The sequence below is a fragment of the Pseudomonas sp. FP1742 genome, from assembly GCF_030687145.1.
In the GTDB taxonomy this organism is placed as follows: domain Bacteria; phylum Pseudomonadota; class Gammaproteobacteria; order Pseudomonadales; family Pseudomonadaceae; genus Aquipseudomonas; species Aquipseudomonas frederiksbergensis_D.
Genome location: NZ_CP117460.1, coordinates 6,018,339 through 6,032,583 on the forward strand (window position 1 = coordinate 6,018,339; position 14,245 = coordinate 6,032,583).

Genomic DNA, 14,245 nt, shown 5'->3' on the forward strand with positions numbered 1-14,245 from the left:
GAAGCCCGGACTAATAAGATGGCATTGAAATCCCCCGCGTTTCGTAAAAAATTTCCGTTGTTGGTTACCGGCAGTCTGCTGGCCCTGCAACCCCTGGCCACGTCGTTCGTGGTCGCCGCGGAACAGTATGACTGCTCAGTCTCTGCTTCGGGTGCCTGGGACTGTGCGCCAAAGGTGCCGGCCGCTGCATTGCCGCCGCGTCCCGTCCATGACGGCAGCGCAGTTTCCGTCACCGGCGAAACCCCGGCTGGCACTGGCTCCAGCGAAGAAACCGGCGCCAAGCCTGTGCTGGTTACCGAGTCCAAGGGCCGCGGCCTGAAGTCGCGTAGTGAAGACTACAGCCACCTCGACTGGGTTCCGCGCGAGAAGCTCACTGCAGCGCAATTGGCCGAAACCGGTCCTTACTGCTCTGGTTCCTATATCGAACCGATTCGTCCTGGCATGAATGACAAGACGAATAAAAGTGACGCTCCGACCTTTCTCGGCGCCAAAGCCTCCCGCTATAAGCAGGAAGAGCAGATCGCGACCCTGGCCGGTGACGTGGTCATGCGTCAGGGCAGCATGCAGGTCGAAGCCGACGAAGCGAACCTCTACCAGGCCGAGAGCCGTGGCGAACTGAGCGGTAACGTGCGCGTTCGCGACAATGGCGCACTGATCGTGGGCGACCACGCCGACGTGCAGCTCGACACCGGTGAAGCCAAGGTCGACAACGCCGAGTACGTGATGCACAAGTCGCGTATCCGCGGTAACGCGCTGTACGCCAAACGTGCCGAGAACGCGATCATCCGCCTCAAGGATGGTACGTACACCACGTGCGAACCGAACAGCAATGCCTGGCAGCTCAAGGGCAACAACATCACTTTGAACCCGGCTACCGGTTTCGGTACCGCTACCAACGTGACGCTGCGGGTCAAGGACATTCCGGTTCTGTACACGCCGTACATCTATTTCCCGATCGACGACCGTCGCCAGTCCGGCTTCCTGCCGCCGACCATCGGCACCGGTAGCGATACCGGCTTCATGCTGGTCACTCCGTACTACTTCAACCTGGCACCGAACTACGATGCCACGTTGTACCCGCGTTACATGGCCAAGCATGGCCTGTTGATGGAAGGCGAATTCCGCTACCTGACCAAGTCCAGCGAAGGTCAGTTCGGCGCCGCGTACCTCAACGACGAAGACACCGATCGCAGCAAGCAGAGCGACTACGAAAAAACCCGCTACATGTACAACTGGCAGCACAAGGGTGGCCTCGACTCGCGCGTCTTTACGCAAGTCGACTACACCAAGATCAGCGATCCGTATTACTTCCAGGATCTGCAGACTGACCAGATTGGCGTGAAAAGCGCTGACTACGTGAACCAGCAGGGCTCTGTCACCTATCGTGGCGACAGCTACACCGCTCGCTTGAACGCCCAGGCTTATCAACTGGCGACCGTTTCGAACATCACGCCGTACGACCGTTTGCCGCAGATCACCTTCAATGGTCAGCTGCCGTATCATCCGGAAGGTTTGAACTTCGATTACGAGACAGAGATCGTTCGATTTGACCGCGATTTGAAGAACGGTGACTTCGTAAACGAAGATGGCACTGTTGCATCACGTCTTGATAACAACGTGACCGGCCTGGCACGTGCCAACGGCAATCGCTTGAACCTCAAGCCAAGTGTCAGCCTGCCGCTGAACTGGACTTATGGTTTCTTGAAACCGTCCCTGAAGTACCAGTACACCCAGTACGACCTGGATCTGGATCAGCAGGGCAAAAACACTCTGCTTGCCGGTGAAAGCTACAGCCGTAACCAGAGCCGTGGCGTACCGATAGCCAGTATCGACAGCGGCCTGTATTTCGATCGCAACACCCAATGGTTTGGCAAGAACTACCGCCAGACCCTGGAACCACGCCTTTTCTATCTCTATGTTCCAGAGAAGGATCAGACCGATATTCCAGTCTTTGACACCGGCGAATACACCTTCAACTACGCCTCGCTGTTCCGGGACAACCGTTTCTCCGGCTCCGACCGTGTCGGCGACGAGAACAAGCTGTCGCTGGGCATCACCAACCGCTGGATCGAAGACAACGGTTTCGAACGTCAACGCATCAGCGTCGGCCAGGCCGTGTACTTCAAGGACCGTGAAGTCCAGTTGCCGGGTATCGATGCAAAAACCCGCGACGATGCACAAGCCAACGTTTCGCCATATGCACTGGAATACGAATACCGCTGGAACCGCGACTGGCGTACCACCGCCGACTACAACTGGGACCCGGACAGCCGCAGCCCTCGCTCGGGCAGCGCGATGTTCCACTACCAGCCTGAAGACAACCCGAACAAAGTCATCAACGCCGGTTATCGCTATCGCAATGACCAGGTCCGTTATGACCAGAACACCGGTAAATGGTCGGTGGGCGGTGGTGACTACGGCACACCAGGCCAACCTGGCTACGTGAAGGACTACTACAAGATCAAACAGCACGACTTCTCGGTGATCTGGCCGATCGTGCCGCAGTGGAACGCCATCAGCCGCTGGCAGTATGACTACAACCGTAACCGTACCCTGGAAGCCTTTGGTGGTTTCGAGTACGACAACTGCTGCTGGAAACTACGCCTGATCAACCGTTACTGGGTTTCCTATGACGAATTCAGTCAGGAAGCTCCACAAAACGAAAAAGGCGACCACGGCGTCTTCCTACAAATCGTTCTGAAAGGTCTCGGCGGCCTCACCGGCGCCAAAGTAGAGAGCTTCCTCGACAAAGGCATCCAAGGTTATCGTGAACGTGAAGACCAAGCTTTCTGATTGTCTGCGCCCGCTGATGCTGGGCGCGCTGTTCCTGGGTACCGCGGCCAACGCCGCGGTACAACCCATCGATAAAGTGGTGGCCATCGTCGACAACGACGTGGTCATGCAGAGCCAGCTGGATCAGCGTGTCCATGAAGTTCAGCAAACCATCGCCAAACGCGGTGCTGCCGTACCGCCAGCCGGCGTACTGGATCAGCAGGTGCTCGAGCGCCTGATCGTCGAAAACCTGCAATTGCAGATCGGCGAGCGTTCCGGCATCCGGATTACCGATGAAGAGCTGAATCAGGCTGTCGGCACCATTGCCCAGCGCAACAACATGTCGATCGAACAATTCCGCGCCGCCCTGGCTCGCGACGGCCTGTCTTATGACGCCGCCCGCGACCAGATCCGCCGCGAAATGATCATCAGCCGTGTGCGTCAGCGCCGTGTGGCGGAACGCATCCAGGTGTCCGAGCAGGAAGTGAAGAACTTCCTGGCATCCGACCTGGGCAAAATGCAGTTGTCCGAAGAGTTTCGTCTGGCCAACATCCTGATTCCCACGCCGGAAAGCGCCAACTCCGACGCGATTCAGAATGCTGCCAAACAAGCCGACGCGGTTTACCAGCAGCTCAAGCAAGGCGCTGACTTCGGTCAGTTGGCAATCGCCAAATCCGCCAGCGAAACTGCACTGGAAGGCGGCGACATGGGCTGGCGTAAAGCCGCTCAATTGCCACCTCCATTCGACCGCCTGCTGAGCACCATGGCCGTTGGCGACGTAACCCAGCCAATGCGCACCCCGGGCGGCTTCATTATCCTGAAGATCCTCGACAAGCGTGGTGGCGAAGCCCAGGTGCGTGACGAAGTCCATGTACGTCACATCCTGGTCAAACCAAGCCCGATTCGCGACGAAGAAAAAACCAAGGCCCTGGCTCAATCGCTCTACTCCCGTATCGAAGCGGGCGAAGATTTTGGCGAGCTGGCGAAAAGCTTCTCGGAAGACCCGGGTTCCGCCCTCAACGGCGGCGACCTGAACTGGATCGATCCGAACGCACTGGTGCCTGAATTCCGCGAAGTGATGGCCAAGACCCCGCAAGGTCAGCTGTCCAAGCCGTTCAAGACTCAATATGGCTGGCACGTCCTGGAAGTCCTTGGCCGCCGCGCCACCGACAGCACCACCCAGGCCCGTGAGCAGCAAGCGATGACCGTACTGCGTAACCGCAAATACGACGAAGAGCTGCAAACCTGGCTGCGTCAGATCCGTGACGAAGCGTACGTAGAAATCAAACTCCCTGGTGCAGACCAGGCAGCGCAGTGAAACCCAAGCGTTTCGCGCTGACCCCCGGCGAACCGGCCGGCATAGGTCCTGACCTGTGCCTGCTGCTCGCCTCGCAAGCCCAGCCACACCCCCTGATTGCCATTACCAGCCGCGACCTGCTCCTTGAGCGGGCCGCGCAGCTGGGCGTGGTTGTCGATCTGCTGGCGGTCACGCCGGACAGTTGGCCGGATGTTCCTGCACCGGCCAACAGCCTCTATGTGTGGGATACGCCACTCAACACCAGGGTCACTGCAGGGCAACTGGACAAGGCCAATGCGGCTTTCGTCCTGGAAACCCTGACCCGCGCTGGCCAGGGCTGCCTGGACGGGCATTTTGCCGGCATGATCACCGCCCCGGTGCACAAGGGTGTGATCAATGAATCCGGGATCGCCTTTTCCGGGCACACGGAATTTCTCGCCGACCTGACTCATACCGCACAAGTGGTGATGATGCTCGCCACCCGCGGCTTGCGCGTGGCCCTGGTCACCACTCACCTGCCCCTTCGCGAGATTGCCGACGCGATCACGCCGGAGCGGCTGGAGCGGGTCACACGGATTCTGCACACTGACCTGCAAGAAAAATTCGGCATTGCCCAGCCACGCATCCTGGTTTGCGGGCTGAACCCGCACGCCGGTGAAGGCGGTCACCTGGGCCATGAAGAAATCGACATCATCGAACCTACATTAGAGCGCCTGCGCGGCGAGGGCATGGACCTTCGCGGCCCCCTGCCCGCCGACACTCTGTTTACCCCCAAATATCTGGAGCACTGCGACGCGGTGCTGGCGATGTACCACGACCAGGGCTTGCCCGTGCTGAAATACAAAGGCTTCGGCGCGGCAGTCAACGTGACCCTCGGCTTGCCGATCATCCGCACCTCGGTCGACCACGGCACCGCCCTGGACCTGGCCGGCAGCGGCAACATCGACACCGGCAGCCTGCAAGTCGCCCTGGAAACCGCCTACCAGATGGCCGAGACCCGTTTATGACCGAGCATTACCAACACCGGGCGCGCAAGCGCTTCGGCCAGAACTTCCTGCACGATGCGGGCGTTATCGACCGCATCCTGCGCTCCATTCACGCCAAACCTGAAGACCGCCTGCTGGAAATCGGTCCGGGCCAGGGTGCATTGACCGCCGGCCTGCTCAACAGCGGCGCTCAACTGGACGTCGTAGAGCTGGACAAGGACCTGATCCCGATCCTCAATCAGCAGTTCGCCGGCAAGAGCAACTTCAACCTGCATCAGGGTGACGCACTGAAGTTCGACTTCAACAGCCTGAACGCCGCGCCAAACAGCCTGCGAGTGGTCGGTAACCTGCCGTACAACATCTCGACGCCGCTGATCTTTCATCTGCTGAACAACGCCAACCTGATTCGCGACATGCACTTCATGCTGCAAAAGGAAGTGGTCGAACGTCTGGCGGCGGGTCCGGGTGGCGGTGACTGGGGTCGCCTGTCGATCATGGTTCAGTACCATTGCCGGGTCGAACATCTGTTCAACGTCGGCCCGGGTGCGTTCAATCCGCCACCCAAAGTCGACTCCGCGATCGTACGCCTGGTGCCCCACGCGGTGCTGCCGCACCCGGCCAAGGATCATCGCCTGCTGGAGCGCGTTGTGCGTGAAGCCTTCAACCAGCGCCGCAAAACCCTGCGCAACACGCTGAAGCTGCTGCTGAGCAATGCCGAAATCGAAGCCGCCGGCGTCGATGGCAGTCTGCGCCCCGAGCAGCTCGACCTGGCCGCCTTCGTGCGCCTGGCCGACAAGCTCAGCGAACAAGTCCTGCAAAAGCCTGCCACCGACTGACAGGCGATGAGCGCTATCGGGTAGGACGCCACTCTGGTTTACTACCCGATACTTGGCCTAGACTGATTTGTATCAGCTACGCCCCGCGTCCCGCTTTGATTTAAGGCCTCTTGCATGTCCGATCCTCGTTATCAGGTCGACGTCAGCGTCGTCACCCGCTATCTGGCAGAACAATCGCAACCCGAGCACAACCGCTTCGCCTTCGCCTACACCGTCACCGTGCACAACAATGGCCTGCTACCCGCCAAACTGATGTCGCGGCATTGGGTGATCACCGACGGTGACGGCCATGTCGAAGAGGTTCGCGGTGCTGGCGTCGTCGGCCTGCAGCCGTTGATCGAAGTGGGCAAGAGCCACACTTACAGTAGCGGCACTGTCATGACGTCCAAGGTCGGCACCATGCAGGGCACCTACCAGATGGTCGCCGACGACGGCAAACACTTCGAGGCCATCATCGCGCCGTTCCGTCTGGCGGTACCCGGAGCCCTGCACTGATGGCGACGTATGCTGTCGGCGATGTGCAAGGTTGCCTTGAGCCGTTGCAATGCCTGCTCAAGCAAGTCGCCTTCAACCCTGCCCGAGACCGCCTGTGGCTGGTGGGTGACCTCGTCAACCGTGGTCCACAGTCGCTGGAAACCCTGCGCTTCCTCTATAGCATCCGCGAGTCGCTGGTATGCGTACTTGGCAACCACGACCTGCACTTACTGGCCGTAGGGCAAAACATCGAGCGCTTGAAAAAAGCCGATACCCTGCGTGAGATCCTCGAAGCACCCGATAGCGCGGATCTGCTGGAATGGGTTCGCCAGCAAAAGCTCATGCACTACGATGAACAACGCGAAATCGCCCTGGTCCATGCCGGCATCCCGCCGCAATGGTCGCTGCGCAAAGCCTTGAAGTGCGCCGCCGAAGTCGAAGAAGCCTTGCGCGACGACAACCGCTTCGCGCCGTACCTTGACGGCATGTACGGCAACGAGCCAGTGAAGTGGGACAACGACCTTAAAGGCGCGGCCCGCCTGCGAGTCATCACCAACTACTTCACGCGGATGCGTTTCTGCACCCGCGACGGCAAACTCGACCTCAAGGGCAAGGAAGGCATCGACACCGCACCACCGGGTTATGCGCCGTGGTTCGCGCACGAGCGCAAAACCAAAGGCCTGAAGATCATTTTCGGCCATTGGGCGGCGCTCGAAGGCCAGTGCAATGAACCAGGCCTGTTTGCACTCGACACCGGTTGCGTCTGGGGCGGTGCCATGACCCTGATGAACGTCGATACCTTTGAGCGCCTGCAATGCAAATGCGACGCCCATGGCCATTCCCGACCGACTGTCGCCACCTCTATTCCCGAACAAACGTCAGCCAGCGTCCAACGCTAGACTGCGCTTTCAGCCGAGCCACAGGAGCCCGCCATGAGCGAATTCAAACGTATCCCCCCAGAACAGGCCCAGACCCTGCGCGAACAAGGCGCGGTGGTAGTCGATGTCCGCGATCCGGCCACTTTTGCCGCGCTGCACATCGCCGGTTCGAAGCATCTGGATAACCATTCTCTGCATGCTTTCATTCAGGGCGCCGATCTGGATGCGCCGACGGTAGTGGTCTGCTATCACGGAAATTCCAGCCAGGGCGCGGCGGCTTATCTGATCAGCCAGGGCTTTTCCGACGTCTACAGCATGGACGGTGGTTTTGAGCTGTGGCGTACGATCTATCCTTCGGAAACGGCGCAGGGCACTTCCGAATAATTTTTTTCCAGACGCGCAAGCCCCGGCTTTCGCGGGCTAGCGCGGTGGCAGACGAACGGTCTGCCATAACTTATTACTCATTGCTACTTTATCTCCCCGATTCCGAACTATCCTTAAGCGCAGGCCATCCAAAACAGGGGAGAGCCGGTACACCGGCGCGCGGGTCATCGGGAGTAGCTTTCGGAGTAGTCAGCTCCGGAAGAGTTCTGGGGGGTAAACAGCGACTGCCTGTTCGGTTGCTGCCAGCATCGACTGAGTGATCCGGCGTCGGCTCCACGTATCGAGCGAGGTGACGTCATGAGTATCTTTAGCCACTTCCAACAACGCTTCGAGTCCACACGCCAGGAAGAATTCTCCCTGCAGGAGTACCTGGAACTGTGCAAAAAGGACCGCAGCGCCTACGCCTCCGCCGCCGAGCGTCTACTGCTGGCCATCGGGGAGCCGGAGCTGCTCGACACCTCGACCAACTCGAGGCTGTCGCGAATTTTTTCCAACAAGGTGATCCGTCGCTATCCGGCCTTTGAAGACTTCCATGGGATGGAAGAATGCATCGACCAGATCGTGTCGTATTTCCGTCATGCCGCTCAGGGCCTGGAGGAAAAGAAACAGATCCTCTACCTGCTTGGTCCAGTCGGTGGCGGTAAATCATCTTTGGCCGAAAAGCTAAAACAGCTGATCGAGAAAGTGCCCTTCTACGCAATCAAGGGCTCGCCGGTTTTCGAGTCGCCTCTGGGTCTGTTCAACGCCACTGAAGATGGCGCGATCCTCGAAGAAGACTTCGGCATCCCCCGGCGCTATCTCAACACCATCATGTCGCCATGGGCCACCAAGCGCCTGGCCGAATTCGGCGGCGACATCAGCCAGTTCCGGGTGGTGAAACTCTATCCGTCGATCCTCAACCAGATTGCAGTCGCGAAAACCGAGCCAGGCGATGAAAACAACCAGGACATCTCGGCACTGGTGGGCAAGGTCGATATCCGCAAACTGGAAGAGTTCCCGCAGAACGACGCCGATGCCTACAGCTATTCGGGCGCACTGTGCCGGGCCAACCAGGGTCTGATGGAATTCGTCGAAATGTTCAAGGCACCGATCAAGGTGCTGCACCCATTGCTGACGGCCACCCAGGAAGGCAACTACAACAGTACCGAAGGCCTGGGGGCGATTCCGTTCACCGGGATTCTGCTGGCCCACTCCAACGAATCGGAATGGCACACCTTCCGCAACAACAAGAACAACGAAGCCTTCATCGACCGGATCTATATCGTCAAAGTGCCGTACTGCCTGCGCGTCAGCGACGAGGTGAAGATCTACGACAAGCTCCTGTTCAACAGCTCGCTGGCCAAGGCCCATTGCGCGCCTGACACCTTGAAAATGCTCGCCCAGTTCACCGTGCTTTCGCGTCTCAAAGAGCCGGAAAACTCCAACATCTACTCCAAGATGCGCGTGTATGACGGCGAAAACCTCAAGGACACCGATCCGAAGGCCAAGTCGATCCAGGAATACCGCGACGCAGCGGGTGTCGACGAAGGCATGAACGGTCTGTCGACCCGTTTCGCGTTCAAGATTCTGTCGAAGGTCTTCAACTTCGATCCCCACGAAATCGCCGCCAACCCGGTGCATCTGCTCTACGTGCTGGAACAGCAGATCGAACAGGAACAATTCCAGGCCGAAACCCGCGAACGCTATCTGCGCTTCCTGAAAGAGTACCTGGCGCCGCGTTATATCGAATTCATTGGCAAAGAGATCCAGACTGCCTACCTCGAGTCTTACAGCGAGTACGGCCAGAACATCTTCGATCGCTACGTGCTGTACGCCGACTTCTGGATTCAGGATCAGGAATACCGCGATCCGGAAACCGGCGAGATTCTCAACCGCGTCGCCCTGAACGAAGAGCTGGAGAAAATCGAAAAACCGGCCGGCATCAGCAATCCGAAGGATTTCCGCAACGAAATCGTCAACTTCGTACTGCGTGCCCGCGCCAACAACAATGGCAAGAACCCAACCTGGCTCAGCTACGAAAAACTGCGGGTGGTCATCGAGAAGAAAATGTTCTCCAACACCGAGGACCTGCTGCCGGTCATCAGCTTCAACGCCAAGGCCAGCAAAGAGGACCAGCAGAAGCACAACGACTTCGTCACACGGATGGTCGAGCGGGGTTACACCGACAAACAGGTACGGCTGCTGTCCGAGTGGTACCTGCGGGTCAGAAAATCACAGTAACCCGCTGCCGGTCAGACCGGTTGTCGTTAGCCAGAGGCCTGTGTACGCTTTTTCTGTTACACAGACCTCTGGGAGGTGTTCGAAAGTCGGTAACGAGGTTCAGCAGCATCCAAAAGCGCTTGGGGGAAGCGTGAACATCCCTTGGCACCGATCCGATGCTGCATAACCGCTCGCCCCTTTCAGGACAGCTTCTAAGGAGCAGTCATGAGCTATGTGATCGACCGACGTCTCAATGGCAAGAACAAGAGCACGGTAAACCGTCAGCGGTTTCTGCGGCGCTACCGTGATCACATCAAAAAGGCCGTCGAAGAGGCGGTAGGCCGGCGTTCCATTACGGATATGGAGCACGGCGAGCAAATCAGCATTCCCGGCCGCGATATCGACGAGCCGGTGCTTCACCATGGCCGGGGCGGCAAGCAGACCATCGTGCACCCGGGCAACAAGGAGTTCACCAGCGGCGAGCACATTGCCCGTCCGCCCGGAGGTGGCGGCGGCAGAGGTCCCGGCAAGGCCGGTAACTCGGGTGAAGGGATGGATGAATTCGTCTTCCAGATCACCCAGGAAGAATTTCTCGAATTCATGTTCGAGGACCTTGAACTGCCTAACCTGGTCAAACGTCACCTGACCGGCACCGACACCTTCAAGACCGTACGCGCGGGCATCAGCAACGAGGGCAACCCGTCACGGATCAACATCATCCGCACGCTGCGTTCGGCCCATGCCCGGCGCATCGCCCTGTCCGGCAGCAGCCGGGCAAAACTGCGCGAAGTCAAAGAAGAACTGGCGCGGCTTAGACGAGAGGAGCCGGACAACTTCGGCGATATCCAGGACCTCGAAGCGGAAATCGAGAAACTCAGCGCGCGCATTCACCGAGTGCCATTTCTCGACACCTTCGACCTCAAGTACAACCTGCTGATCAAGCAGCCGAACCCCAGCTCCAAAGCAGTGATGTTCTGCCTGATGGACGTGTCCGGCTCCATGACCCAGGCAACTAAAGACATCGCCAAACGCTTCTTCATCCTGCTGTACCTGTTCCTCAAGCGGAACTACGACAAAATCGACGTCGTATTCATCCGCCACCACACCAGCGCCCGTGAAGTGGATGAAGAGGAGTTTTTCTACTCCCGGGAAACCGGCGGCACCATCGTTTCCAGCGCCCTGAAACTGATGCAGGAGATCATGGCCGAGCGTTATCCGAGCAATGAGTGGAACATCTATGCCGCCCAGGCGTCCGACGGCGACAACTGGAACGACGACTCGCCGATCTGCCGCGACATCCTGATCAATCAGATCATGCCGTTCGTGCAGTACTACACTTATGTTGAGATAACCCCGCGCGAACACCAGGCCCTGTGGTTCGAATACGAACGCATCGCCGAAGCCTTCTCTGACACTTTTGCCCAACAGCAACTGGTTTCGGCCGGGGATATCTATCCGGTCTTCCGTGAACTCTTCCAGCGCAGGTTAGTGACATGACCGCCAAAGAGCAAAAGCGCCAACCCATTTCCACCGGCTCCGAATGGACGTTCGAGCTGATCCAGGCCTACGACCGCGAAATCAGTCGTCTCGCGGCCCGCTATGCGCTCGATACCTACCCTAACCAGATCGAAGTGATTACCGCCGAACAGATGATGGACGCCTACGCCTCTGTGGGCATGCCCTTGGGTTATCACCATTGGTCCTACGGCAAACACTTCCTCAGCACCGAGAAGTCCTACAGCCGCGGCCAGATGGGGCTGGCCTACGAGATTGTGATCAACTCGGACCCTTGCATCGCCTATCTGATGGAAGAAAACACCATCTGCATGCAAGCCCTGGTGGTGGCTCACGCCTGCTATGGCCATAACAGTTTCTTCAAGGGCAACTACCTGTTCCGCACCTGGACCGACGCCAGCTCGATCATCGATTACCTGGTGTTCGCCAAGCAGTACATCATGCAGTGCGAAGAACGCCACGGCATCGACGCGGTGGAAGACTTGCTCGACTCCTGTCATGCGCTGATGAATTACGGGGTCGACCGTTACAAACGGCCTTATCCGATTTCCGCCGAAGAAGAACGTCGTCGGCAGAAAGATCGGGAAGAGCATTTGCAGAAGCAGATCAATGACTTGTGGCGGACGATTCCAAAAGGCGCGGACAAATTCAGCGACAAGGACAACGCACGCTTCCCCGCCGAACCTCAGGAAAACATCCTGTATTTCATTGAAAAACACGCACCGCTGCTAGAGCCCTGGCAACGCGAAATCGTACGGATCGTGCGCAAGATCGCCCAGTATTTTTATCCACAGCGCCAGACCCAGGTGATGAACGAAGGCTGGGCCACCTTCTGGCACTACACCTTGATGAACGACCTTTATGACGAAGGCCTGGTCACCGATGGCTTCATGATGGAGTTCCTGACGTCCCATACCAGCGTGGTCTTCCAGCCCGGCTTCGACAGCCCTTACTACAGCGGAATCAACCCCTACACCCTGGGTTTTGCCATGTATCGCGATATCCGGCGGATATGCGAATCGCCCACCGAGGAGGATTACCGCTGGTTCCCGGAAATCGCTGGCACCGACTGGCTGTCCAGCATCAAATTCGCCATGAGCAGCTTCAAGGATGAAAGTTTCATCCTGCAATACCTGTCACCCAAGGTCATCCGCGACCTCAAGTTGTTCAGCATTCTTGACGACGATCAGAAGGATGACCTGCTGGTTCCGGCGATCCACGATGAAGAGGGTTATCGAACCATTCGCGAAACCCTGGCGGCGCAATACAACCTGGGCAATCGCGAACCCAACATACAGATCTACAGCATCGACCGGCGTGGCGACCGCTCGCTGACCTTGCGTCACCAGCAACACGACCGCAAGCCGTTGGGTGATTCCACCGAGGAAGTCCTCAAGCACCTGCACCGGCTCTGGGGCTTCGACATTCACCTGGAAACCCTGCAAGGGGATCAGGTGGTAAAAACCCACCATGTTCCGCCTAAAGGTGAGCACGGCGAGGGGGATTACGGTCGGCTAGACCTGGCTGTCATCCATCTTTGATCCTGTTTTGGCCTCCGCAAGTTCGACGCAAAGGTTATTCTGTCGGGCTAACGGAGGTTTTTTATGCAGATTTATAAAGTCGGTGGCGCGGTACGCGATCGCCTGCTGGGCAAGCCTGTCACCGATATCGACTGGGTCGTGGTAGGGGCCACCACCGAAGAAATGCTCGCCAAGGGGTTTCGTCCGGTAGGCGCGGACTTCCCGGTATTTCTTCATCCCAAAAGCGGTGAGGAATATGCCCTCGCCCGCACCGAGCGTAAAAGCGGTCGCGGCTATGGCGGCTTCACCTTTCACGCCAGCCCCGAAGTCACCCTCGAAGAAGACCTGATTCGTCGCGACTTGACGATCAACGCCATGGCCGAAGACGATCAACAGAACCTGACCGACCCCTACCATGGCCAGCGGGATCTGGAGGCTCGCCTGCTTCGTCACGTTTCCCCCGCGTTCGCCGAAGATCCTCTCCGCGTCCTGCGCGTTGCCCGCTTCGCCGCGCGTTACGCGGGACTGGGTTTCACCGTCGCCCCCGAGACAATGGAACTGATGCGTATGCTCAGCGAATCGGGTGAACTGGAGGCGCTGACCGCGGAACGCAGCTGGAAGGAAATCGCCCGCGCGCTAATGGAAGACCAGCCTCAGGTGTTCATCCAGGTACTGCGCGAATGCGGCGCGCTCAAGGTGCTGATGCCGGAAGTCGATGCACTGTTCGGCGTACCGCAACCCGAAGCCCATCACCCGGAAATCGACACGGGCGTGCATACCCTGAGCGTGCTGGACCAAGCGGCGCTGCACAAACAACCGCTGACCGTGCGCTGGGCCTGCCTGTTGCATGATTTGGGCAAAGGATTGACGCCCGAGGAAGAATGGCCTCGCCACATCGCTCATGAGCACAAAGGCCTGAAGTTGATCAAAGCGGTCAACGAGCGCTTCAAGGCACCGAAGGACTGTCAGGAACTGGCGCTGCTGGTGGGCGAGTATCACACCCATGGCCATCGGGCTCTGGAGCTGAAACCGTCGACCTTGCTGGAGCTGCTGCAGAGTTTCGACGTCTATCGTCGCCCTCAGCGCTTCGAGGAATTTATCGCGGCGTGCGAGATGGATGCTCGAGGGCGCAAAGGCCTGGAGCGGAGAAGTTATCCACAGGCGGATTATTTGCGGGGTGCGGCGAGTGCGGCCCGCGGCGTGGCGGTTCAGCCGTTGCTGGAGAAGGGGTTCAAGGGGCCGGAATTGGGCGAGGCGATCAAGCGCGAACGGCTCAAGGCGCTGAAGATTTACAAAGAGGCGGCGTCAGCCTGAAAAGCTTCGCGGGCAAGCCCGCTCCCACAGGGTTTTGCATAGAACCTGTGAGAGCGGGCTTGCCCGCGAT

General features: G+C 58.6%; 11 protein-coding genes. All 11 read left to right on the top strand.

Translation table 11 applies throughout. The annotated features are described in order from the left end of the window. Positions 1–18: 18 nt before the first annotated feature. The 11 genes from PSH64_RS27395 to PSH64_RS27445 all read left to right on the top strand — a co-directional run bounded on the left by PSH64_RS27395 (position 19) and on the right by PSH64_RS27445 (position 14,175). Complete coding sequence (locus tag PSH64_RS27395) at positions 19–2,793, top strand: LPS-assembly protein LptD (RefSeq protein ID WP_105340965.1); 2,775 nt, start codon at positions 19–21, stop codon at positions 2,791–2,793. Further along, positions 2,774–4,090 carry a peptidylprolyl isomerase SurA gene (gene surA / locus PSH64_RS27400; protein ID WP_146114671.1) on the top strand — a complete coding sequence of 439 codons (1,317 nt, stop codon included), beginning with the start codon at positions 2,774–2,776 and terminating at the stop codon, positions 4,088–4,090. The genes PSH64_RS27395 and surA overlap by 20 nt, the downstream gene beginning before the upstream one ends. Beyond that, positions 4,087–5,076, top strand: coding sequence for a 4-hydroxythreonine-4-phosphate dehydrogenase PdxA (pdxA, locus tag PSH64_RS27405; protein ID WP_305479219.1), 990 nt, complete (start codon positions 4,087–4,089; stop codon positions 5,074–5,076). Before surA ends, pdxA begins: the two co-directional genes overlap by 4 nt. Beyond that, positions 5,073–5,891: a 16S rRNA (adenine(1518)-N(6)/adenine(1519)-N(6))-dimethyltransferase RsmA gene (gene rsmA, locus PSH64_RS27410; RefSeq protein WP_305479220.1), complete on the top strand. Its 819-nt coding sequence runs from the start codon at positions 5,073–5,075 to the stop codon at positions 5,889–5,891. The genes pdxA and rsmA overlap by 4 nt, the downstream gene beginning before the upstream one ends. Positions 5,892–6,005: 114 nt before the next feature. Next, positions 6,006–6,386 (top strand): Co2+/Mg2+ efflux protein ApaG, encoded by a 381-nt coding sequence (gene apaG, locus PSH64_RS27415; RefSeq protein ID WP_305479221.1) that lies wholly within the window; start codon positions 6,006–6,008, stop codon positions 6,384–6,386. Continuing rightward, positions 6,386–7,264, top strand: a complete 879-nt coding sequence (locus PSH64_RS27420) for a symmetrical bis(5'-nucleosyl)-tetraphosphatase (RefSeq protein WP_305479222.1) — start codon at positions 6,386–6,388, stop codon at positions 7,262–7,264. Before apaG ends, PSH64_RS27420 begins: the two co-directional genes overlap by 1 nt. A gap of 33 nt (positions 7,265–7,297) precedes the next feature. Further along, positions 7,298–7,627 (top strand): thiosulfate sulfurtransferase GlpE, encoded by a 330-nt coding sequence (glpE, locus tag PSH64_RS27425; RefSeq protein ID WP_105340960.1) that lies wholly within the window; start codon positions 7,298–7,300, stop codon positions 7,625–7,627. A gap of 297 nt (positions 7,628–7,924) precedes the next feature. Then, positions 7,925–9,847 carry a PrkA family serine protein kinase gene (locus tag PSH64_RS27430; RefSeq protein ID WP_105340959.1) on the top strand — a complete coding sequence of 641 codons (1,923 nt, stop codon included), beginning with the start codon at positions 7,925–7,927 and terminating at the stop codon, positions 9,845–9,847. A gap of 204 nt (positions 9,848–10,051) precedes the next feature. Next, positions 10,052–11,323, top strand: coding sequence for a YeaH/YhbH family protein (locus PSH64_RS27435; protein ID WP_305479223.1), 1,272 nt, complete (start codon positions 10,052–10,054; stop codon positions 11,321–11,323). Next, positions 11,320–12,882, top strand: a complete 1,563-nt coding sequence (locus PSH64_RS27440) for a SpoVR family protein (RefSeq protein WP_105340957.1) — start codon at positions 11,320–11,322, stop codon at positions 12,880–12,882. The genes PSH64_RS27435 and PSH64_RS27440 overlap by 4 nt, the downstream gene beginning before the upstream one ends. 63 nt (positions 12,883–12,945) lie before the next feature. Then, on the top strand, positions 12,946–14,175 hold the full coding sequence (locus tag PSH64_RS27445) for a multifunctional CCA addition/repair protein (protein ID WP_305479224.1): 1,230 nt from the start codon (positions 12,946–12,948) through the stop codon (positions 14,173–14,175). Positions 14,176–14,245 lie beyond the last annotated feature (70 nt).

What these genes read in the sequence shown, in the direction of transcription:
- PSH64_RS27440 (WP_105340957.1), top strand. Translation starts at nt 11,320, where the DNA reads ATGACCGCCAAAGAGCAAAAGCGCCAACCCATTTCCACCGGCTCCGAA.
- PSH64_RS27395 (WP_105340965.1), top strand. Translation starts at nt 19, where the DNA reads ATGGCATTGAAATCCCCCGCGTTTCGTAAAAAATTTCCGTTGTTGGTT.
- PSH64_RS27435 (WP_305479223.1), top strand. Translation starts at nt 10,052, where the DNA reads ATGAGCTATGTGATCGACCGACGTCTCAATGGCAAGAACAAGAGCACG.
- apaG (WP_305479221.1), top strand. Translation starts at nt 6,006, where the DNA reads ATGTCCGATCCTCGTTATCAGGTCGACGTCAGCGTCGTCACCCGCTAT.
- PSH64_RS27445 (WP_305479224.1), top strand. Translation starts at nt 12,946, where the DNA reads ATGCAGATTTATAAAGTCGGTGGCGCGGTACGCGATCGCCTGCTGGGC.
- PSH64_RS27430 (WP_105340959.1), top strand. Translation starts at nt 7,925, where the DNA reads ATGAGTATCTTTAGCCACTTCCAACAACGCTTCGAGTCCACACGCCAG.
- PSH64_RS27420 (WP_305479222.1), top strand. Translation starts at nt 6,386, where the DNA reads ATGGCGACGTATGCTGTCGGCGATGTGCAAGGTTGCCTTGAGCCGTTG.
- glpE (WP_105340960.1), top strand. Translation starts at nt 7,298, where the DNA reads ATGAGCGAATTCAAACGTATCCCCCCAGAACAGGCCCAGACCCTGCGC.
- rsmA (WP_305479220.1), top strand. Translation starts at nt 5,073, where the DNA reads ATGACCGAGCATTACCAACACCGGGCGCGCAAGCGCTTCGGCCAGAAC.